Genomic DNA, 19,160 nt, shown 5'->3' with positions numbered 1-19,160 from the left:
CCCGGTGACCCCGTCCCCGAGCTACAGCCTGCCCCCGGCGGCCAACGGCCCCAGGGAGGACTGACCCGGCGACGGCACCGGCTGCCGACCGTACGCGTCTGCCGGGTTCTGTTCGTGAGCGGCTGCGGGTTGCGTGTGGTTGATCGCGCAGTTCCCCGCGCCCCTGAAAGACCTGGGGCGCGCCCCGTGCTTTTAAGGGGCGCGGGGAACTGCGCGACCAGCCACGACGAACCCGCACAACGCCACCGGCCGCACCCGGCAGACGCGTCGCCCACCGAGCCCAATGGAATGTCCCCGCGGCCCGGTTGCTTTACTTCCCCCCACCTCGAACCGAAATATCCCTTATAGCCGCCGCGCGCGAAGGGATACACGATGAGAGCCGCCGTGCTGTACGGAACCGCCGGGTCCTTGGTCCTGACCGCCCTCGTCGCCGCACCGGCCGACGGAGATCCCCTGGGGCCGACGCACCGAACCGTCACCGAGACGCACGGCACCGTGATCGCCGCCGAACGGGCCTGGAAGGAGGGCATCCGGTTCGGCAGGTGTCCCAAGGAGGACGGCCTGCCCAGCAGTCTCCAGTGCGGCACCGTCACCGTGCCCCTGGACTACGCCCGCCCCGACGGCCAGAAGATCAAGCTGACGGTGAGCCGGATCAAGGCCACGGGCAAGGGCCCCGCGAAGGGAAGGGTCGCGCGCCAGGGCGCCCTCGTCTACAACCCGGGCGGCCCCGGCGCCTCCGGCATGGCGTTCCCCCTGGTCGGCTACATCCCCGGATGGAAGCGCATCGCCGCCGCGTACGACCTGGTCGGGTACGCGCCGCGTGGCGTGGACCGCTCGGCGCCGCTGTCCTGCCAGGACCCCCGGCGCTTCCCGCAGGGCCCCTCGGCGGCGCCGGTTCACCCCTCGGAGCGGTTCAAGAAGGAGCGCGTCGCGCAGGCGAAGGCGTACGCGCGCGGCTGCGCACAGCGGAGCGGCAGCCGCCTGCGGCACTACCACTCGCTGAACAACGCCCGTGACCTGGACGTCCTGCGGGCCGCGCTCGGCGAACCGAAACTGACGTTCATGGGCGCCTCGTACGGCACGTACTTCGGGGCGCTGTACGCGACCCTGTTCCCCTCGAACGTGCGCCGCATGGTCTTCGACTCGGCGGTGAACCCCGCCCCCGACCAGGTCTGGTACCGCAACAACCTCGACCAGTCGGCCGCCTTCGAGGGCCGCTGGGCGGACTTCCGCGTGTGGATGGCCCGGCACCACGCGACGTACGGGCTCGGGGACAGCGCGGAGAAGGTGGCGAAGAGCTACGAGAGGGCGCGGGCGCGGCTGGCCGCCAAGCCCGCGGACGGGAAGGTGGGGCCCGGTCAGCTGAAGGGCACCTTCCTCCAGGCCACGTACTACGACGACTACTGGCCCTCGCGGGCGCAGGCGCTGTCCGCGTATCTGAAGGGCGATCCGAAGCCGTTGGTCCGGCTGGCCGGTCCGCACCCGGAGGCGGTCGCCGGCCAGGAGAACGCGGGCGCGGTGTACACGGCCGTCGAGTGCAACGACGCGCCCTGGCCCACGGACTGGCGGGTCTGGAACCTCGACAACACCCGTCTGGCCCGCACGGCACCGTTCGAGACCTGGGACAACGTGTGGCTGAACCTGCCGTGCGCGTTCTGGCCGGCGCCCCGGCAGCGGCCCCTCGACGTGCGCACGGGCCCCGGCGAACTGGCGCCGACGCTGATCCTGGCCGCCGAGCGGGACGCGGCGACACCGTACGACGGGGCGCTCGAACTGCACCGGAGGCTGTCGGGCTCGGTGCTGGTGACGGAGCGGGACGCGGGCACGCACGGCCTCGTGGGCGGCGCCAACCCGTGCGTCAACAGCTACCTGGAGGCGTACCTCCTGGAGGGCACGCTCCCGGCGCGGCGCGCGGCGTGCGCCCCGCGCCCGGAGCCCCAGCCGACGGAACCGGGCGACCGTCCCTCCGAGGGCCAGGCCGCCCGCCACCTCCACTGATCAGGCGAGCCCCGCCACCAGTTCCGCCACCGACTTGCGCCGCCCCGTGGCAGCATCTCCCGGGGGACAACCCCCGGACCCCCGGCCGACAGCGCTGCGCCAGCCTTCTCGTCAGGCCAGCCCCGCCACCAGTTCCGCCACCGACTTGCGCCGCCCCGTGTAGAACGGGACCTCCTCGCGGACGTGCATGCGGGCCTCGGAGGCGCGCAGGTGGCGCATGAGGTCGACGATGCGGTACAGCTCGTCGGCCTCGAAGGCGAGGATCCACTCGTAGTCGCCGAGGGAGAACGAGGCGACCGTGTTGGCGCGCACGTCCGGGAAACCGCGGGCCATCTTGCCGTGGTCGGCGAGCATGCGGCGGCGGTCCTCGTCGGGCAGCAGGTACCAGTCGTACGAGCGCACGAAGGGGTACACGCTGACGTAGTCGCGGGGCGTCTCGTCGGCGAGGAACGCCGGGATGTGCGAGCGGTTGAACTCGGCGGGGCGGTGCAGCGCCATGTTCGACCAGACCGGTTCCAGGGACCGGCCCAGCTTCGTGCGGCGGAAGAGGTTGTACGCCTCCTGGAGCTGGTCGCTCGTCTCGGCGTGCCACCAGATCATGAGGTCGGCGTCGGCGCGCAGACCCGACACGTCGTACGTGCCGCGGATCGTCACGTCCTTGGCGGCGAGCTGGTCGAAGAGCTCCTGGACCTCGTCGGCGTAGCCCGCGCGGTCCTCGGGGAGCACGTCCTTCAGCTTGAAGACCGACCAGAGCGTGTAGCGGATGACCTCGTTCAGGTCCTTGGCCAGCTTGCCCTTGTTCGGGACCCTGCCGGACTCGGTGGTGGGGGCGTCGTCACTCATGTGCCTATTCTCCCGCTCCCCCGTGCAGGCTCCGCACCGGGTTGGCGGTGAGCTCCTCCACACCGCCCGGATCACCGCCCAACGCGTCCACCGCGGCGTACGCGCTCGCGATGCAGGCCGGGATGCCGACGCCGTCGTACGCCGCGCCGCACACGGCGAGGCCGGGGAGCTCGGCCACGTGTTCGCGGACGCGGGCCACGCGCGCGTGGTGGCCGACCGGGTACTGGGGCAGGCCATCGGTCCAGCGGGTCACGCGGGTCTCGACGGGCTCGGCGGTCAGTCCGGTGGCCTCGCGCAGGTCGTGGCGGGAGACGGCCACGAGGTGCTCGTCGTCGTGGCCGAGGATCTCCGTCTCGCCGTACCGCCCGACGGAGGTCCGCAGGACCAGGACATCGGGGTCCTCGTCCGCGATCCAGCCCCACTTCTGGGAGGCGAAGGTGGACGCCTTGATGGTGCGCCCGTCGACCGGCGGTACGAGGAAGCCACTGCCTTCGGGGAGCGCGGTGTCGGCGCGGCGGTAGGCGAGGGTGACGAGGGCCATGGAGGCGTACTCGACGGCGGCCAGCTCGGTCGCCGCGGCGGGCGCCTCAGCACGCAGCAGCTCGGCGGCGGCCGGGGCGGGCACGGCCACCACGACCGCGTCGGCGTGCAGCACACGGTCGCCCGCGACGACGCGCCACGCCGCCCGGCTCCTGCGCAGCTCGGTCACCGGCGTCCCGGTGAGGATCTCGCCGCCCCGCGCCCGCACCGACTCGGCGACGGCGAGCGGCAGTCGGCCCACGCCTCCCTCGATGCCCATGAACACGGGCCCCGTCTGCTGGGCGGCGGCCGCCCTGGCCTGGATCTCGCGGACGGCCTCCGTCAGGGACACGTGGGCGCGGGCCGGCCCGAAGAGCTGGGGGACGGCCGAGCGCATCGAGATGCGGTACGCGTCGCCCGCGTACACACCGCCCAGGAGGGGCTCCACCAGACGGTCGACGACCTCCCGGCCGAGGCGGGCCGCCACGTACTCCCCCACGGCCACGTCGTCGCCGAACTCCGTGCGGGGCAGGTCGGCGTCGCGCTCGATGCGCCGCAGGCCCTCCTCGGAGAGCACTCCGGCCAGGGCGGACGCCGTGCCGGGCACGCCCATGACGTGGCCCTTGGGCATGGGCCGGAGGGCGCCACGGGTCCAGAGGGACGCGGTGGCCGTGGCGGGCTGCTGGAGACGCTCCGTGAGGCCCACCTCACGCGCCAGGCCGATCGCCTCGGGGCGGCGCGCCAGCATCGACTCGGCACCGAGGTCCACCCGCACGCCCGCGATCTCGCCGGGCAGCAGCTTCCCACCGACCCGGTCCGACGCCTCCAGGACGGTCACGCGCGCGCCCCGGTCCAGCGACCGGTGCGCGGCGGCCAGCCCGGCGACCCCGCCTCCGATGACGACGACATGCCCCGCACCCGCACGTGATCCACGCATGCGTCCACCCTCTCAGACCCCGCCGACAACCGGACGGGCGGCCTGTGGACAACCGCGGTGCGCGGCCTCGCCGGAAGCGGGGTCCCGCACGAGTCCCGCACAGCCTCGCACGAGTCCCGCACGAGTCCTGACCGTGACCTCATCGGGACCGGGAGTGCCCAACGTCCCGGGCCGCTCCGGCGTCGAAGGTATGTCAGTCACGACGACCCTCGGGGGTAAGCCGATATGGCCGATTCACGCGTACGACGATCCCGGCGACCTGTGCACGCCCTGGCCACCGTGTTCCTCGCCGCCGCCCTGGCACTCACGGGGTGCAGTGCCGGCGGTGAGAGCAGTTCGGACAGCGGCGGCGGCAGCAACGCCAAGGAGGCCGCGGACCAGCAGGCCGGTGCGGGCGCCGCCGACAGCGCGAGCGACAGCAAGGGCGGTACCGGCGGCAAGGCCACCCGGGTGCCCGACGTGTCCGTGAACCACATCATCCGCACCGCCTCGCTGACCGTGCGGGTCAAGGATGTGCCGAAGGCCCTGGATGCGGCCCGCACCACCACCGAGAACGCGGGCGGCTTCGTCGGCGACGAGACCACCACCCGCGACGGCAAGGGCCGTGAACGCACCCGTGTCACCCTGCGCGTGCCCACCGACAAGTACGACGAGGTCCTCGACGACCTGGAGGGCACGGGCAAACTGATCGAGCGTGAGGCGAAGGCCGAGGACGTCACCGACCAGGTCGTCGACGTGGAGAGCCGCATCAAGTCGCAGCAGGCCAGCGTGGCCCGGATCCGCGAACTGATGGACAAGGCGACCAGGCTCAGCGACGTGGTCACGCTGGAAGGCGAGTTGAGCAGCCGTCAGGCGGACCTGGAGGCCCTGCTCGCCCGGCAGGCGTCCCTGAAGGACCGCACCAGCCTCGCCACGATCACGCTCTCGCTGACCGAGACCCCGGTGAAGAAGGCCGACAAGGACGAGGACCCGGGCTTCCTGGACGCGCTCGCGGGCGGCTGGAACGCCTTCGTCACCATGTTCCGCTGGATCGCGATGGCGCTCGGCGCGCTGCTCCCGTTCCTCGTGGTCGCCGCCGTGCTGGTACTGCTGTGGGTACGGGTCGTACGGCCCAGGCTGCCGCGACGGCCGGCCACGGCGCCCGCGACGTCCGCGCTGGGCCCGCTGCCGCGGGAAGGCGACGAACAGGACTGACAGGACTGACAGCGGTGAAATCTCCCGCCCCCGTAGCGTGTTCGCATGAGCATGGACAAAGGTGGTGCGAGGGGTACGCGGGAGCGGCTGGTCGTGATCGGCGGCGACGCGGCGGGCATGTCCGCCGCGTCGCAGGCGCGTCGGCTGCGGGGACCGGACGAGCTGGAGATCGTGGCGTTCGAGCGGGGGCACTTCACGTCCTTCTCGGCGTGCGGCATCCCGTACTGGGTGGGCGGTGACGTCACCGGCCGGGACCAGCTGATCGCGCGCACGCCTCAGGAGCACCGCGAGCGCGGGATCGACCTGCGGCTGCGCACGGAGGTCACGGAGATCGACGTCTCCGCCTCCCGCGTCCGCGCGCGGGACGTGGAATCCGGCGCCGAGTCGTGGACGTCGTACGACAAGCTCGTGATCGCGACCGGCGCCCGCCCGGTCCGCCCACCGCTGCCGGGGGTCGACGCCCCCGGCGTCCACGGCGTGCAGACCCTGGACGACGGCCAGGCCCTGATCGACACGCTGACCGCCACGGAGGGCCGCCGCGCGGTTGTGGTGGGCGCCGGGTACATCGGTGTGGAGATGGCCGAGGCGCTGATCAACCGCGGGTACGAGGTGACGGTCGTCAACCGCGGCCAGGAGCCCATGTCCACGCTCGACCCCGACATGGGACGCCTGGTGCGCCGGGCCATGGAGGGCATGGGCATCACCATGGTGAACGACACCGAGGTCACCAAGCTGCTCACGGGAGACGACGGACGCGTGCGCGCGGTCGCCACGGAGGACGCCGAGTACCCGGCGGACGTGGTCGTCCTCGGTATCGGCGTACGCCCCGAAACCACGCTCGCGAAGGCGGCGGGCCTCCCGCTCGGCGACTACGACGGCCTGCTCACCGACCTGGCGATGCGGGTGCGCGGCCACGAGAACATCTGGGCGGGCGGTGACTGTGTGGAGGTCCTCGACCTGGTCTCCGGCCGTGAGCGGCACATCGCGCTGGGCACGCACGCCAACAAGCACGGTCAGGTCATCGGCACGAACGCCGGCGGCGGATACGCCACGTTCCCCGGCGTCGTCGGCACGGCCGTGAGCAAGGTCTGCGACCTGGAGATCGCCCGCACCGGCCTGCGCGAGAAGGACGCGCGCCGGGCGGGCCTCCAGTACGTCACGGCCACCATCGAGTCCACCAGCCGCGCCGGCTACTACCCCGGCGCCGCACCCATGACCGTCAAGATGCTCGCCGAACGCCGCACCGGCCGCCTCCTCGGCACCCAGATCGTCGGCCGCGAGGGCGCGGGCAAACGCGTGGACATCGCCGCGGTGGCCCTGACGGCAGGCATGACGGTGGACCAGATGACAGCGCTGGACCTCGGCTACGCGCCCCCGTTCTCCCCGGTCTGGGACCCGGTACTGGTAGCAGCACGCAAAACGGTGAAAGAGCTGCGAAGCAGCGATTTCTAAGGGCGCGGGGAACTGCGCGAGCAACCACAACGAACCCGCACCCAAAACGGACAGGCACCCCAACGGCGCCCACGGCCAACCAGCGGAGCTAAGCCGTTCCGTTGATCCTCTCGATCGCCTGCCGAGCCTGCTCCGCCGGAGGCCGCGGCGGCAAGGACGACACGGACGCACTCGAAGTCATCGCGGGCGGCTGCTCACCCGCCGGCTTCGCGTGGGCGGCGGCAGCCCGCGCGGAGCGCAAACGGTGACTCACGGCCTCGTCGAGGGTCACGGGCCGCTGCATCTGCGCGGCGAGCCGGCCGGCCTCCTGACCCAGCCGGGCCACGTCCTCCCACGGCAGGCGCACCACCAGGGCGATCTCGGCCTCACCGTCGGGCGTGGCGTGCATCGGAGGAGTAACTCGGTCGTTCATCGCCTGATCCTCACGTAGTTCATCGCGTTCATCGCATCGTGGGCGTTGAGAAGACATACGCACGCGAGTACGAGCGTGTTCACCCACTGGGGCGGGGCACTAGTTCCTTGTGGTCATTCCCGTCCATGACGTGAACCCGGTGCGCCGCACGCCGTATGTGACGTACGCGCTGATCGCTGCCAGCGTCCTCGTCTTCGTCTTCATGCCGGGTCTCTCCGGTTCGATGGCGGGTGACAGCAGCCTGGCGCGGCTGTGCCATCTGCAGGCCTTCCTGGACCACTACGCGGCGGTCCCGCAGGAGCTGATCCACCATCGGTTGCCGCGTCTGGTGCCGACGGGCGAGGTCGCCGTCGACCCGCGGCAGGGACCCGGGTGCCTGGTGGGCCCGCCGGACTACGACAAGTCACCGGCGCTGTCGGTGCTCACGGCGATGTTCCTGCACGGCGGCTGGCTGCACCTGCTGGGCAACATGCTCTTCCTGCTGATCTTCGGCAACAACATCGAGGACCGGCTGGGCCACATCCGCTTCGCGCTGTTCTACGTGGCGTGCGGGTACGCGGCGGCGTACGGCTACGCGTACTTCAACGACGACTCCACCGCCCCGCTGATCGGCGCGTCCGGAGCGATCGCCGGCGTGCTCGGCGCGTACCTGGTCCTGTACCCCAGGGCCAGGGTCTGGGTCCTCGTCCCCTTCCTGATCTTCCTGCCGCTGCGCCTGCCCGCGTGGATCGTGCTGGGCTTCTGGTTCGGACTCCAGGCGGTGTACTCCTCCGGCGAGGGCATCGCCGACGCCGGCACCGTGGCGTACATGGCCCACGTCGTCGGCTTCGTCGCCGGCATGCTCCTGGCCTGGCCCCTGCGCCCCGGCACACCACCACCACCCGAGCCGCGGGGGCTGCTGTTCGGCAGGCGGGCACGGCGGCCGGGACGGTAAGGGCGACAACGCCGGCTGCCCGCAGAACCGAAAGCTCATGACCGGATGACAGGATCCTGTACGCGATGTTCCACTCCGCCCGTACCCTGTGCGACGCCCTCTTGGAGCTGACCTCGTGACCGCACTCTGGAAGAGCCTGCCCAGCGCGGTCGTGCCCGGTACGGTCGACGCCGAGCCGCTCTCGGGTGGCGCGGTGAACGACGTCTGGCGGCTGTCCCAGGCCGACGGAACGACGTACGTCCTCAAGGGTTCCCTCGACGCCCCGCCCGACCTGTTCCCGCTGGAGGCGGCCGGCCTCAGGGCGCTCCACGAGCGGGCAGGCATCCGCACCCCCCGAGTGTTCGAAGTCAGCGCACACCACCTGCTCATGGAAACGCTGCGACCACGCCCCGACACCGACGCGTTCTGGGAGGCGGCGGGGCGGTCGTTCGCCACCCTGCACACGGTGCGCGGTGAGCACTTCGGCTGGGACACCGACGGGTGGCTGGGCCTGCTTCCCCAGGAGAACGGGCCCACCGCCGACGGACACGAGTTCTTCGCCGAGCGCAGGCTCCGCCGCTACCTGCGCGAGCCCAAGGCCCGCCGCGCCCTCTCACCGGCCGACCTGGCGGGCCTGGAACGGATCTGCGAACGCCTTCCGCAACTCGTCCCGGCCGCCCCGAGCGTGCTCAACCACGGCGACCTCTGGCGCGGCAACCTCGTCGCGGACGCGGCCGGCGAGCCCGTGTTCATCGACCCGGCGGTGTGCTGGTTGTGGGCCGAGTCCGACCTCAGCATGATCTACTGCTGCGACCCGCCGCCGGACCGCTTCTTCCACGCGTACGAGGAGATCTCCCCTCTGGCCGACGGCTGGCGGGACCGCATGCCGCTGCTGCACCTGCGCGAACACCTCAGTGTCCTGGCCCACTTCGGGGCGTACGGCGACACGGTGGCGCGGGTCCGCGATGTCGTCCGCACGTTCTCCTGACCCCGGGAGCCTGTCGTGCCGCCCTGTGCCGCCCTGTTGCTGCTCGACGCGGTCCTCACCATCGGCACCGATCTGGATCTCGACGTCGTGCTGCGGCGGATCACCGAGTCCGCGGTCACCCTGGTGGACGCCCGGTACGGGGCCCTGGGCGTGCTGGGCGAGGAAGGGAAGATCCGGCAGTTCATCACGGTCGGCATGGACGAGGACACCATCCGGTGCTCGCTCTCGTCGAGGTCATACGCAGCCAGCAGAACGTGGGTCGGCTCCGTGCCCTTGGTGGGGTAAGTTCGTGGCGGCTGTCGTGGACGGTGTCCCACTCATGCCGACCAGACAGTGACCAGAGCCCCGCCTGTCCACGGGTACGAGCCGTGGACTCCGTCGGACAGGGCTCCGGCCTCGGTGGTGCGGCCTCAGCTCCTAGCTGAGGCCGCGGCCCTTCTTCATCACTTCCACTTGTCGTAGAAGTACGCGACGACCATCAGGACCTCGCAGGCCGCCGACACGGTGTCTGCCCTGACGTGGAGTTGGATGCTCCTCTTGAACCGGCTCCTCCATTCCCTCTGTGCTTTGAAGCGGTGGTCTTTCCCGAATCGACGGGACGGCATCAGTGCCGACCCCCCTTCGGACGGACGGGGAAGCGCCCCGCACCGCTGAGAGCGTTTGCCGCGCCCCCAGCTGGCCTAGGCACGCCAAACCCCGCTTCCGAGGCCCGTGTCCTCCTCGTTATCCGAGGACAGTAGTGACCCGCTCCGACCAGCGTCATTACATCTGAGGGGAAATTGAGCATCACGATCCGATAGCAAGCGGACACATGCCGTAGCAGATGCATGAGAGTCGCATATCGGCCGGGTAACCAAGGCGCCTCGCAACCGGACCCCACCTTGCGCCGTCGTCGCCCATCAGCGTGACTGCGCTGGTGCACGCGCCCGTGCCTGCGTCTTTGTCTCCGCCCTGTCCGCGCGGCCGATGAACCGACGGGGCCCGGCCCGGATGAGACTCCTCCTCGTCGAGGACGACAACCATGTCGCCACCTCCCCTTTCTTCCCCTTTCTGCAGTTTTGGCACGACACGGCTTCGACGTCACGCATAGACGTAGTGGCGAGGGAGCTCTCCAGGCGCCGATCCCGCCAGCGATCATCTCTCGTACTCGATATATGACCTACCGGAAGTGGTTGTCTTTCGTACTCGATATATGGTCCAGTGGGGCATGCCGCTCTTCCGTCTCACCAAGCCGATGGTCGCTGTCCTGGGGGCCTTGCTGTCCGCGAAGGACGAAGAGCCGACCTGGGGCCTCAAGATCTGCCGTGACGCCGACCTTGGTCCCGGCACCGTTTACCCCATCCTCGATCGGCTCGCCGGACACGACTGGGTCACTGGCTGGGAAGAAGCGGGACCGCATCCTGGTCGTCCCGCGCGCCGCTTCTACAGACTCACGAGTACGGGGCGCCAGCAGGCGGCAGACGCTCTGCAGTGGCGTGACACGAATCGCTCCGCACTGGGCTTGGGCAGAGGCCGTTCGCTGTCGCGTGCCTGGCTGGCCTCGTGGGTGAACAGGGTCTCAGGCAACTTGAAGGCAGTGACAGACGAATTCGAGCGCCGGCACGGCTTTCCCCCAGGCGCCAATCAGGTCCGGCCGGCTGACCATGACGATCAGGCCGCGGCCAAGGCGCTTGACGAAGTGGGCCTTGCCCCCGCTGACTTGGTCACGTTCTACGGCCGCATCGGCGACCTCGCCTGGGAGGACATCGGCAACGGCTACTTCATCGACCCCGTACCTGACGTCCTTCGACGGCTCGAGGCGCACGGCGCTGTTGATCTCGGCGCGGTCCCGGAGGCAGGCCGCGGCCTGGTCATTGGCTCGAACGGCGGCGGCCTGTCCTATGTCACCGGCCCCAGTGGGGTGGTCTACCGGACGCGGACAGCGTCACTGGACGAACCCGAGCTCGACAGGGTGGCGGATGACCTGCGGCAGTTTCTGGAGCGGCTGGAGGAATCCCTGGCGCGGTTCATCGCCAACGGCGAGCCGGGCAACCTGTAGGTGTGGTTCCTGGCGCTTCAGCCCGTGTTGATTGCAACACCTGATCGACAGTGACGGGCTCAGCCTCTCGACGGGTGAACCGCTCCGGGATCGGTGGCAAGATCCGCAAGCGCACCGGCAACCCGGTGGCCGTGCACTGCCATGATGCTCATCCCCTTCGAGGGGTGCGACGCGCGGAATGTGGTGGACGACTCTCGTTGCACCTTCAATGTCCCGCGTCGTCGACGCCCCGTCGGAGGGGCTGCAGGGCCCCGGGCAGCGGGCCGAACGGCCCCCGTTCCTGGCCCTGTTGGCGCCGGTCAGCCGTCCCAGGACCAGTCGGCGACCTCTGGCAGGTCGGTGCCGTGGACACGGATCCAGTCGTGGTGGCGCAGGCGGGCGTCCTCCATCCCCTGCCGTACCGCCGCGGCGCGCACGGCGAGGCCGGGGACGCGGTCGATGACGTCCATGACGAGGCGGTAGCGGTCCATGTCGTTGCGGACGACCATGTCGAAAGGCGTCGTGGTGGTGCCGATCTCCTTGTAGCCGCGTACATGCAGATGTGGATGGCCGGTGCGGCGGTAGGCGAGGCGGTGGATCAGCCACGGGTAGCCGTGGTACGCGAAGATCACCGGCTTGTCGGGGGTGAACAGGCCGTCGTACTCGAAGTCGCCCATGCCGTGCGGGTGTTCCTCCGCGGGCAGCAGCCGAGCGATGTCGACGACGTTCACCACCCGGACGGCCAGCTCGGGCAGGTGCCGGCGGATCAGCTGGGCTGCGGCCAGGACCTCCTGGGTGGGCACGTCACCGGCGCAGGCCAGGACGGCGTCGGGCTCGCCGCCGTTCTCCGTGCCCGCCCAGTCCCAGATGCCGGCCCCGCGGGCGCAGTGGACCTTGGCCTGCTCCATCGTCAGCCAGTCGAAGCAGGGCTGCTTGCCGGCCACGATCACGTTGACGTAGTCCCGGCTGCGCAGCGCGTGGTCCGCCACCGACAGCAGGGTGTTGGCGTCCGGCGGCAGGTAGACCCGTACGGCCTCCGGACTCTTGTTGAGGATGTGGTCGACGAAGCCGGGGTCCTGGTGGGAGAAGCCGTTGTGGTCCTGTCGCCACACGTGTGAGGTGAGGAGGTAGTTGAGGGACGCGATGGGGGCGCGCCAGGGCAGGCGGCGGGTGGTGCGCAGCCACTTGATGTGCTGGTTGACCATCGAGTCGACGATGTGGACGAACGCCTCGTAGCAGGAGAACAGTCCGTGCCGGCCGGTGAGGAGGTAGCCCTCCAGCCAGCCCTGGCAGGTGTGTTCGGAGAGGATCTCCATCACCCGGCCGTGCCGGTCGAGGTGTTCGTCGACATCGAGGGTGCCGGCCTGCCACGCCTTGCCGCTGGCCGCGTACACGGCCTGGAGGCGGTTGGAGGCGGTCTCGTCCGGACCGACGAGGCGGAAGTCGCGCCGGCCGGTGGTGGCTCGCATGACGTCCTGCAGCAGGTCGCCGAGGACGCGGGTGGGTTCGTGCAGGGTGGCGCCGGGCTTGTCGACGGGGACGGCGTACCGCTCCAGCGGGGGCAGGGGCAGTTCGCGCAGCAGGAGTCCGCCGTTGGCGTGTGGGGTGGCGCCGAGCCTTCGGGCACCGTCCGGGACGCAGGCCAGGACGTCCGGGCGCGGGCGACCGTGTTCGTCGAACAGTTCCTCGGGGCGGTAGGAGCGCAGCCAGTCCTCCAGCTGCCGCAGGTGGTCGGCGTTGTCGCGGACGGCGGCCAGGGGGACTTGATGGGCGCGCCAGGTGCCTTCCACCGGCAGGCCGTCGACCTGGGCCGGGCCGGTCCAGCCCTTGGGGGTGCGCAGCACGATCACCGGCCAGCGGGGGCGTTCGGTGGCGCCGTCGTCGCGGGCGGCGCGCTGGAGGGCGGCGATGCGGTCCAGCGCGGTGTCCATGGCCTCGGCCATCGCCCGGTGGACGGCCGCCGGGTCGTCGCCCGTGACATGGAGCGGGTCGTGGCCGTAGCCCCGGAGGAGTTCGTCGAGCTCGGGCTCGGGGAGCCGGGCGAGCACCGTCGGGTTGGCGATCTTGTAGCCGTTGAGGTGGAGGATCGGGAGCACCGCGCCGTCGTGGACGGGGTCGAGGAACTTGTTGGAGTGCCAGGACGCGGCCAGCGGACCTGTCTCGGCCTCGCCGTCGCCGATCACGCAGGTGACGACCAGGCGGGGGTTGTCGAGGGCGGCGCCGTAGGCGTGCGAGAGCGCGTAGCCGAGTTCACCGCCCTCATGGATGGAGCCCGGGGTCTCCGGGGCGACGTGGCTGGGCACGCCGCCGGGAAAGGAGAACTGCTTGAACAGCCTGGCCATGCCGTCGGCGTCCCGGGTGATGTCCGGGTAGGTCTCGGTGTACGAGCCTTCCAGCCAGGCGTTGGCGAGCACGGCGGGCCCACCGTGGCCGGGGCCCCAGATGCACAGGGCGTCCAGCTCGCGGGCCTTGATGACGCGGTTGAGGTGGGTGTGGACCAGGTTGAGCCCGGGCGAGGTGCCCCAGTGGCCGAGGAGGCGCGGCTTGACGTGCTCGGGGCGCAGCGGTTCGGTCAGCAGGGGGTTGGCCATGAGGTAGATCTGGCCGACGGACAGGTAGTTCGCGGGCGCGCCAGTGGGCGTCCAGCGTCCTCAGCTCTTCGTCCGTGAGCAGGACGGACGCCTGCTGCGTGTCGACGGACATCATGGGTCCCTTCCGGATCGGGGTTCGGTCGGAGGTGCGTGCGGGTCCGTACCTCCCCACGCTCCCCCACCCGCTGGGTACCCAACAGGGGCCAACCGGGCCATCCGCTGACCGCGGTGCCCCTCGTCAGCTCGTCGGCACCAGCACCACAGGGCAGTGGGAGTGGTGCAACAGGACATGCGCGACCGGGCCGAGCGGTGGACCGAGCCGCCCCGCGCGCCGGCGCATGCCGATGACCACGACCCCGGCCTCGCGGGTATCGGCCAGCAGGGCGTGAGCCGGGCCGGTGCGGACCGTGCGGCTGTCGACCTCGACCATGGGGTACTCCTCCCGCAGTCGGGCGATGCTGAACCGCGGCACGGCCCCTTCCGCCCGGTCACTGCGGGCCTGGCGCTCCTGGCCGGGACTCGTCGCGGCCACCAATGAGGGCAGTTCCGGAGTGGTGTGCCGGTGCGCCGAGGAGTGCAGGACACGCAGCCGGGCACCGCGCCGCGCCGCTTCCTGGAAGGCGTAGGCGGCCGCGTCCGCGTCGGCGTCGCTCTCCAGGCCGAGCAGCACCTCGCGTCCCTCGTCGCAGGGGTGGTCCCCGCGGGCGACCAGCAGCGGACCGTGCACATGCGCGGTCAGGCGCCGGCTCACCGAGCCGGCCAGCAGGCCGGAGACACCGCCGAATCCCCGGGTGCCCACGACGGTGAGTGCCGCGCTCTCGCTCTCCCGGGCCAGCGCCTGCACGGCGCCGTCCTCCACGGCCCTGGTCTCCAGCGGCAGACCGGGATGACGCTCGTGGACCCGTGCGGCGGCCGACGCCAGAATGGGCGCCGCCTCGTCGCGGTCGGCCACGGCGTAGATGATGCGCAACGCTGTGCCGCGGCGCGCCGCTTCCTCGGCGGCCCAGTCCAGGGCCCGTACGGCGACCAGCGAGCCGTCTACGCCGACGGCCACATGACACGCACCGGGCGAGGTGCTGGCCACCCGAGCCGCGCCGCCTGCTGTTCGGCAGACGGGCACGGCCCCGTTGGTGAGACGGGACGCGGGCTCGGGCTCGGGATGCGGGGCTAGCGCGCGGACCGCGTGTGGACGTACTCGACGAGCCGGGTCAGCGCGTCGGGGTCCGTGGACGGCATGACGCCGTGGCCCAGGTTGAAGACGTGGCCCTCGAGTCCGGCGGCCGCGTCGAGCACCTCGCGGGTCTTGGTCTCCACGGCCTCCTGGGAGGCGTAGAGGACCGTCGGGTCGAGGTTGCCCTGGAGCGCCTTGCCGGGGCCGACGCGGCGGGCGGCCTCGTCGAGCGGGACGCGCCAGTCGACGCCGACGACGTCCGCGCCGGCCTCGCCCATGAGGCCGAGCAGCTCGCCGGTGCCGACACCGAAGTGGATGCGCGGCACGCCGTACGACGCGACGGCCTCGAAGACCTTGGCGGAGGCGGGCATGACCGAGCGGCGGTAGTCGGCGGGCGCGAGGGCGCCCGCCCACGAGTCGAAGAGCTGGACGGCGCTCGCGCCCGCCTCGATCTGCACCTTCAGGAACGCCGAGGTGATCTCGGCGAGCCGGTCGAGCAGGTCGGCCCACAGCTGCGGGTCGCCGTACATGATCGCCTTGGCGTTCTCGTACGTGCGGGACGGGCCGCCCTCGACGAGGTAGCTCGCGAGGGTGAAGGGCGCGCCCGCGAAGCCGATGAGGGGGGTCTCGCCGAGCTCGGCGGTGAGCAGCCCGATGGCCTCCGTGACGTAGGAGACGTCCTCCGGGGTCAGGTCGCGCAGCTGGGCGAGGTCGGCGCGGGTGCGGATCGGGTTCTCCACGACCGGGCCGACGCCGGGCTTGATGTCGAGGTCGATGCCGATGGCCTTGAGCGGGACCACGATGTCGCTGAAGTAGATCGCCGCGTCCACGTTGTGCCGCCGGACCGGCTGGAGCGTGATCTCCGTGACCAGTTCCGGGCGCGTGCACGACTCCAGCATCGGGATGCCCTCGCGCACCTTCCGGTACTCGGGGAGGGACCGGCCGGCCTGCCGCATGAACCACACCGGGGTGTGCGGCACGGGCTCGCGCCTGCACGCCTTGAGGAAGGCTGATTCCTTGACCGCGTCGGGCGTGGCGGTCGTGGCGGTCGGCTGGTGGCCCGAGGGGCCGGCGTTGGCACTCACGACGGAAAGTCTCGCACGGCCCGTGCCGCCCCCGACGCCGGGTACGGCCGTCACCGGCGCCCCGCCGGGAAGCCGGAGGGGAGCGCCCGGAGGCGCACGGAAACCCCGAACAGGAGCAAACCGGGCGCCGCGTTCGCTCAGCGCGATGCGACCGTGACCCGGCGCACGGGTGTCTCTCCCTGCGCTCGGGCTCCGTTCCCCTTAATCTTCCCCGCATGGCTGCGGCTCAGGGACGACTGTCGGACGACGCTGGCGGAATGGACGAGGCGAAGGAGGGGGACCGGGACGGGAGGCAGGCGGAGACGGCTCCGCTGCCCTTCCGTTCGGCCGTCGACGCGATGGGGGCCGCCGCGCTGCGGCCGGAGATCGAGATCGAGCCCACGCGCGCGCCACAGCGGCTCGCCCCGTACGCGTACGCCCTGGAGGCAGCGGTCCTCGACGGTGACGAGGACCTCGCCGACGGCCGCCTCATCCTCCTCCACGACCCGGCGGGGCACGATGCCTGGCAGGGTGCGTTCCGGCTGGTGACCCTGATCCGGGCCGAGCTGGAGGCGGAGATGGCCGCCGACCCGCTGTTGCCCGACGTGTGCTGGGCGTGGCTGACGGGGGCGCTGCAGACCCGAGGTCTGGCGTACGGCGAACCGAGCGGCACGGTCACCCGGGCGAGTTCCCACTACTTCGGCGGCCTCGCCGCCCGCCCCGCCGCCTGCCAGATCGAGATCCGCGCCTCCTGGACGCCCCGTGAGGGCCTCGGGGGCGTCCCCGACACCGCCTCCCATCTCGCCTCCTGGTGCGACCTGCTCTCCCAGGTGGCCGGCCTGCCGCCGACGGTCCCGGGCGACGCGTCCGTGGTCACGCTGCCCCAGCGCCGGGGGCCGCAGCCGCGCTAGAACGACGGCGGCCGGATCTGAGGGACCGGCAGGACAACTGGGGCGCAACGGAGTTCGAGGAAACAGGAGTGACCGGCGGTACAACCAAACACCGGTGAACGGAGTCCCATCCCCGGGTGTTTCACGCCCCCGGCCGCCCGAGCGGGGCGGTGCGGAGACCGGCTGAAGAAACACGAGACGAGAGTGGGTGGGGATGTGCCCCTGGCACGCAGGCTGTTTCTGGGTGGCTTCACCGCGGGTGCGGTGACGGTGGTGGCGAGTGGTACGGCGGGCGCCGCGGAGAGCGCGGGTGACGTCACGACATTCGACGGGCCGGTGGTGGCGGAGAAGTTCAGCACCAACGCCACCGCGGAGTCCGCGTTCTTCAAGACCACCTCGGAGACGGCTCACGCGGTGACCGTCTACCAGGCCGGCACCGCCGGGACCGGGGCGGCCCTGAACGTGGTCTCGGACAACCCGGGCACCTCGGCCATGTACCTGTCCGGCACGGAGACCGGCCGCGGAACTCTGAAGATCGCCCACCGCGGTTACGCCCACGGCTCGGACAAGAACTCCGCGGCCCTCTCCATCGACCTGCAGACGGCCGGCACCGCGGCCCAGGGCATCTTTCTGACCGCGACCAACGGCGCCACCACGGGCAACCTCATCGTCCTGCGCAACAACGAGGGCCTGGACGACTTCGTGGTGAAGGGCACCGGCCGGATCGGCGTGGGCATCGACCGCGCGGCCACGCCCCGCGCCCAGGTCCACATCGTCCAGCCGTCGGGCGCGCCGGCCGGCCTGCTCGTGGAGGGAGTCGTCCGGATCGCCGACGCCGAGACCGTGCCGACATCCGTCGACTCCGCGGGCGGCGGCTCCCTGTACGCCGTGAACGGACAGTTGGTCTGGCGCGGCTCCCAGGGCACGGTCACCCGCCTCGCGCCGGCCTGACCCCGCTGCTGGGCACCTGGAGACAACGATGCAACTGACGCCTGAAGAGCTCGTCGCGGAGTTCCACGACGCGGTCATGGAGCTCTACTTCGCGAGGAAGCGAATCGCGGCTCTCGAAGCGGAGAACGCGGCCCTGAAGGCCCGTCTCACCGAGCCCGCCGACGGGCAGGAACAACCGGCCTCCTGACCCGCCCCGGGCGGCACGGCCGCCGAGCACCGGAGCCCCGGGCCGTCGCGAACGGGACCTGGGCCCCGGGCGGTGGCGAACGGGACCTGGGCCCCGGGGCTCGGCGGCCGGGGCCCACACCCGCGACGGTGTGCCGAACGGGCTTCGGCGGCCGGCCGGGCCCGTCGTCGTCGGCCCCGCCCTACGAGGCGCCGGGACTCCCCTACGAGCCGCCGGGACTCCCCTACGGCCCAGGGGCACCGCACGACCGGGCCCGCCGCGGTCGGCACCGGCCGACGGGCTCGCCGCTTCCGAGGGAGTTCCTCCGCGGCCCGCACGGCCTCACCCCGCTCACCAGGGGTTCCAGCGGCGCTTGCCAGGTCCCGATCGTCGTGATCATGCGTTCCCGACCCGAGGATCACTCTTTCGCCACTGCCTCTTTGTCGATACGGCCACTTTCGGACCGGTTTTGACGCAGAGCGAACCCGTTCGATCTTCGAATGATCGAAGGGATGTCCGAATTGCACGGATTGTTACTCACCAAATCGTGATCATTCCCTAAAGGAGCATGCGCCCGGTGCCGAAGACGTCTGTGACCTTGAAAGCACGGTTCGTCCCGGCTTCGCCCCCCACGAGCCGGTCCCGTCCCGCACCCCAGGAGGCCTGGTGTCCGTTCTCCTCGAGCAGCCCGCAAGCCTGGTCGCCTACCGCCCGAACAAGCCCACCGCGATGGTGGTCGTGGCCGACCCCCGCGTCCGCTCCACCGTCACCCGGCATCTCTGGGCTCTCGGTGTCCGCGACGTCATCGAGGCCTCCTCCATCGCGGAGGCTCGTCCCCGCATCGGCAACCCCCGCGACATCTGCGTCGCCGACGTCCACCTGCCGGACGGCTCCGGCCTGACCCTCCTGTCCGAGACCCGCGCCGCGGGCTGGCCCAACGGCCTCGCCCTCTCCGCCGCCGACGACATCGGTGCCGTCCGCAACGCCCTGGCCGGCGGTGTGAAGGGCTACGTCGTCACCGGCACGCGGACGAACATCGGCCTCCCCACCCGCC

Annotated in this window: 17 protein-coding genes and 2 pseudogenes; 12 read left to right on the top strand and 7 right to left on the bottom strand. The window is 71.4% G+C overall.

From position 1 onward, the window contains the following. The first annotated feature begins 372 nt into the window (after window positions 1-372). Window positions 373-1,998 (top strand): alpha/beta hydrolase, encoded by a 1,626-nt coding sequence (locus FNH08_RS21035; RefSeq protein WP_152773036.1) that lies wholly within the window; start codon window positions 373-375, stop codon window positions 1,996-1,998. Window positions 1,999-2,109: 111 nt separating this feature from the next. On the opposite strand, the gene hemQ is transcribed toward FNH08_RS21035, so the two are convergent. Together hemQ and hemG are read right to left on the bottom strand one after the other, a co-directional pair. Continuing rightward, window positions 2,110-2,841 (bottom strand): hydrogen peroxide-dependent heme synthase, encoded by a 732-nt coding sequence (gene hemQ / locus FNH08_RS21030; RefSeq protein ID WP_152773035.1) that lies wholly within the window; start codon window positions 2,839-2,841, stop codon window positions 2,110-2,112. Window positions 2,842-2,845: 4 nt separating this feature from the next. Further along, on the bottom strand, window positions 2,846-4,297 hold the full coding sequence (gene hemG, locus FNH08_RS21025) for a protoporphyrinogen oxidase (protein ID WP_152773034.1): 1,452 nt from the start codon (window positions 4,295-4,297) through the stop codon (window positions 2,846-2,848). Window positions 4,298-4,522: 225 nt separating this feature from the next. Here hemG and FNH08_RS21020 point away from each other — a divergent pair, with 225 nt between their 5' ends. Further along, entirely contained in the window at window positions 4,523-5,491 is a 969-nt protein-coding gene (locus FNH08_RS21020) for a DUF4349 domain-containing protein (RefSeq protein ID WP_152773033.1), read from the top strand. A gap of 51 nt (window positions 5,492-5,542) precedes the next feature. Further along, window positions 5,543-6,943 (top strand): FAD-dependent oxidoreductase, encoded by a 1,401-nt coding sequence (locus FNH08_RS21015; RefSeq protein WP_152773043.1) that lies wholly within the window; start codon window positions 5,543-5,545, stop codon window positions 6,941-6,943. Window positions 6,944-7,031: 88 nt separating this feature from the next. On the opposite strand, the gene FNH08_RS21010 is transcribed toward FNH08_RS21015, so the two are convergent. Then, the gene (locus tag FNH08_RS21010) at window positions 7,032-7,355 is read right to left on the bottom strand and encodes a hypothetical protein (RefSeq protein WP_152773032.1); all 324 of its coding nucleotides are present in this window, start codon (window positions 7,353-7,355) and stop codon (window positions 7,032-7,034) included. A 109-nt stretch (window positions 7,356-7,464) separates the two neighbouring features. Here FNH08_RS21010 and FNH08_RS21005 point away from each other — a divergent pair, with 109 nt between their 5' ends. The 3 genes from FNH08_RS21005 to FNH08_RS54025 all read left to right on the top strand — a co-directional run bounded on the left by FNH08_RS21005 (window position 7,465) and on the right by FNH08_RS54025 (window position 9,541). After that, window positions 7,465-8,289 carry a rhomboid family intramembrane serine protease gene (locus tag FNH08_RS21005; RefSeq protein ID WP_322724996.1) on the top strand — a complete coding sequence of 275 codons (825 nt, stop codon included), beginning with the start codon at window positions 7,465-7,467 and terminating at the stop codon, window positions 8,287-8,289. A gap of 115 nt (window positions 8,290-8,404) precedes the next feature. Next, window positions 8,405-9,256 carry a fructosamine kinase family protein gene (locus FNH08_RS21000; protein ID WP_322724994.1) on the top strand — a complete coding sequence of 284 codons (852 nt, stop codon included), beginning with the start codon at window positions 8,405-8,407 and terminating at the stop codon, window positions 9,254-9,256. A 15-nt stretch (window positions 9,257-9,271) separates the two neighbouring features. Beyond that, on the top strand, window positions 9,272-9,541 hold the full coding sequence (locus tag FNH08_RS54025) for a hypothetical protein (RefSeq protein ID WP_407704419.1): 270 nt from the start codon (window positions 9,272-9,274) through the stop codon (window positions 9,539-9,541). A 158-nt stretch (window positions 9,542-9,699) separates the two neighbouring features. On the opposite strand, the gene FNH08_RS50830 is transcribed toward FNH08_RS54025, so the two are convergent. After that, a complete protein-coding gene (locus tag FNH08_RS50830; protein WP_194238556.1) occupies window positions 9,700-9,861 on the bottom strand; it encodes a hypothetical protein in 162 nt (53 codons plus the stop codon). A 385-nt stretch (window positions 9,862-10,246) separates the two neighbouring features. Here FNH08_RS50830 and FNH08_RS54020 point away from each other — a divergent pair. Both FNH08_RS54020 and FNH08_RS52105 read left to right on the top strand, forming a co-directional pair. Then, window positions 10,247-10,383: pseudogene (locus FNH08_RS54020) on the top strand (DNA-binding response regulator); the annotation flags it as partial. Window positions 10,384-10,463: 80 nt separating this feature from the next. Continuing rightward, on the top strand, window positions 10,464-11,294 hold the full coding sequence (locus FNH08_RS52105) for a helix-turn-helix transcriptional regulator (protein WP_228034258.1): 831 nt from the start codon (window positions 10,464-10,466) through the stop codon (window positions 11,292-11,294). Between the two features lie 299 nt (window positions 11,295-11,593). Here FNH08_RS52105 and FNH08_RS20975 read toward each other — a convergent pair. The 3 genes and pseudogenes from FNH08_RS20975 to hemE all read right to left on the bottom strand — a co-directional run bounded on the left by FNH08_RS20975 (window position 11,594) and on the right by hemE (window position 16,120). After that, window positions 11,594-13,976, bottom strand: a pseudogene (locus FNH08_RS20975) (phosphoketolase family protein). A gap of 126 nt (window positions 13,977-14,102) precedes the next feature. Further along, complete coding sequence (locus tag FNH08_RS20970) at window positions 14,103-14,918, bottom strand: universal stress protein (protein ID WP_322724992.1); 816 nt, start codon at window positions 14,916-14,918, stop codon at window positions 14,103-14,105. Between the two features lie 113 nt (window positions 14,919-15,031). Next, complete coding sequence (gene hemE / locus FNH08_RS20965; RefSeq protein ID WP_322724990.1) at window positions 15,032-16,120, bottom strand: uroporphyrinogen decarboxylase; 1,089 nt, start codon at window positions 16,118-16,120, stop codon at window positions 15,032-15,034. 257 nt (window positions 16,121-16,377) lie between these two features. Here hemE and FNH08_RS20960 point away from each other — a divergent pair, with 257 nt between their 5' ends. The 4 genes from FNH08_RS20960 to FNH08_RS20950 form a co-directional block, all read left to right on the top strand. Then, window positions 16,378-17,010, top strand: coding sequence for a DUF3000 domain-containing protein (locus tag FNH08_RS20960; protein ID WP_194238558.1), 633 nt, complete (start codon window positions 16,378-16,380; stop codon window positions 17,008-17,010). A gap of 195 nt (window positions 17,011-17,205) precedes the next feature. Then, window positions 17,206-17,940 carry a hyaluronoglucosaminidase gene (locus tag FNH08_RS20955; protein WP_322724988.1) on the top strand — a complete coding sequence of 245 codons (735 nt, stop codon included), beginning with the start codon at window positions 17,206-17,208 and terminating at the stop codon, window positions 17,938-17,940. A gap of 28 nt (window positions 17,941-17,968) precedes the next feature. Next, on the top strand, window positions 17,969-18,127 hold the full coding sequence (locus tag FNH08_RS50825) for a hypothetical protein (RefSeq protein ID WP_194238555.1): 159 nt from the start codon (window positions 17,969-17,971) through the stop codon (window positions 18,125-18,127). Window positions 18,128-18,772: 645 nt separating this feature from the next. After that, the coding region (locus FNH08_RS20950; protein WP_322724986.1) for a response regulator at window positions 18,773-19,160 on the top strand (388 nt) is incomplete at its 3' end.

The sequence above is a fragment of the Streptomyces spongiae genome, from assembly GCF_009377185.1.
GTDB lineage: Bacteria > Actinomycetota > Actinomycetes > Streptomycetales > Streptomycetaceae > Streptomyces > Streptomyces spongiae.
Note: the sequence above shows the minus strand (reverse complement) of the source record. Positions and strands in the feature narration are given on the sequence as shown.

Excerpts from the sequence above, each read along its gene's own strand:
- FNH08_RS50830 (WP_194238556.1), bottom strand. The coding sequence starts at position 9,861 with ATGCCGTCCCGTCGATTCGGGAAAGACCACCGCTTCAAAGCACAGAGG.
- FNH08_RS21010 (WP_152773032.1), bottom strand. The coding sequence starts at position 7,355 with ATGAACGACCGAGTTACTCCTCCGATGCACGCCACGCCCGACGGTGAG.
- FNH08_RS50825 (WP_194238555.1), top strand. The coding sequence starts at position 17,969 with ATGCAACTGACGCCTGAAGAGCTCGTCGCGGAGTTCCACGACGCGGTC.
- hemQ (WP_152773035.1), bottom strand. The coding sequence starts at position 2,841 with ATGAGTGACGACGCCCCCACCACCGAGTCCGGCAGGGTCCCGAACAAG.
- FNH08_RS21020 (WP_152773033.1), top strand. The coding sequence starts at position 4,523 with ATGGCCGATTCACGCGTACGACGATCCCGGCGACCTGTGCACGCCCTG.
- FNH08_RS21015 (WP_152773043.1), top strand. The coding sequence starts at position 5,543 with ATGGACAAAGGTGGTGCGAGGGGTACGCGGGAGCGGCTGGTCGTGATC.
- FNH08_RS21035 (WP_152773036.1), top strand. The coding sequence starts at position 373 with ATGAGAGCCGCCGTGCTGTACGGAACCGCCGGGTCCTTGGTCCTGACC.
- FNH08_RS20960 (WP_194238558.1), top strand. The coding sequence starts at position 16,378 with ATGGACGAGGCGAAGGAGGGGGACCGGGACGGGAGGCAGGCGGAGACG.
- hemG (WP_152773034.1), bottom strand. The coding sequence starts at position 4,297 with ATGCGTGGATCACGTGCGGGTGCGGGGCATGTCGTCGTCATCGGAGGC.
- FNH08_RS52105 (WP_228034258.1), top strand. The coding sequence starts at position 10,464 with ATGCCGCTCTTCCGTCTCACCAAGCCGATGGTCGCTGTCCTGGGGGCC.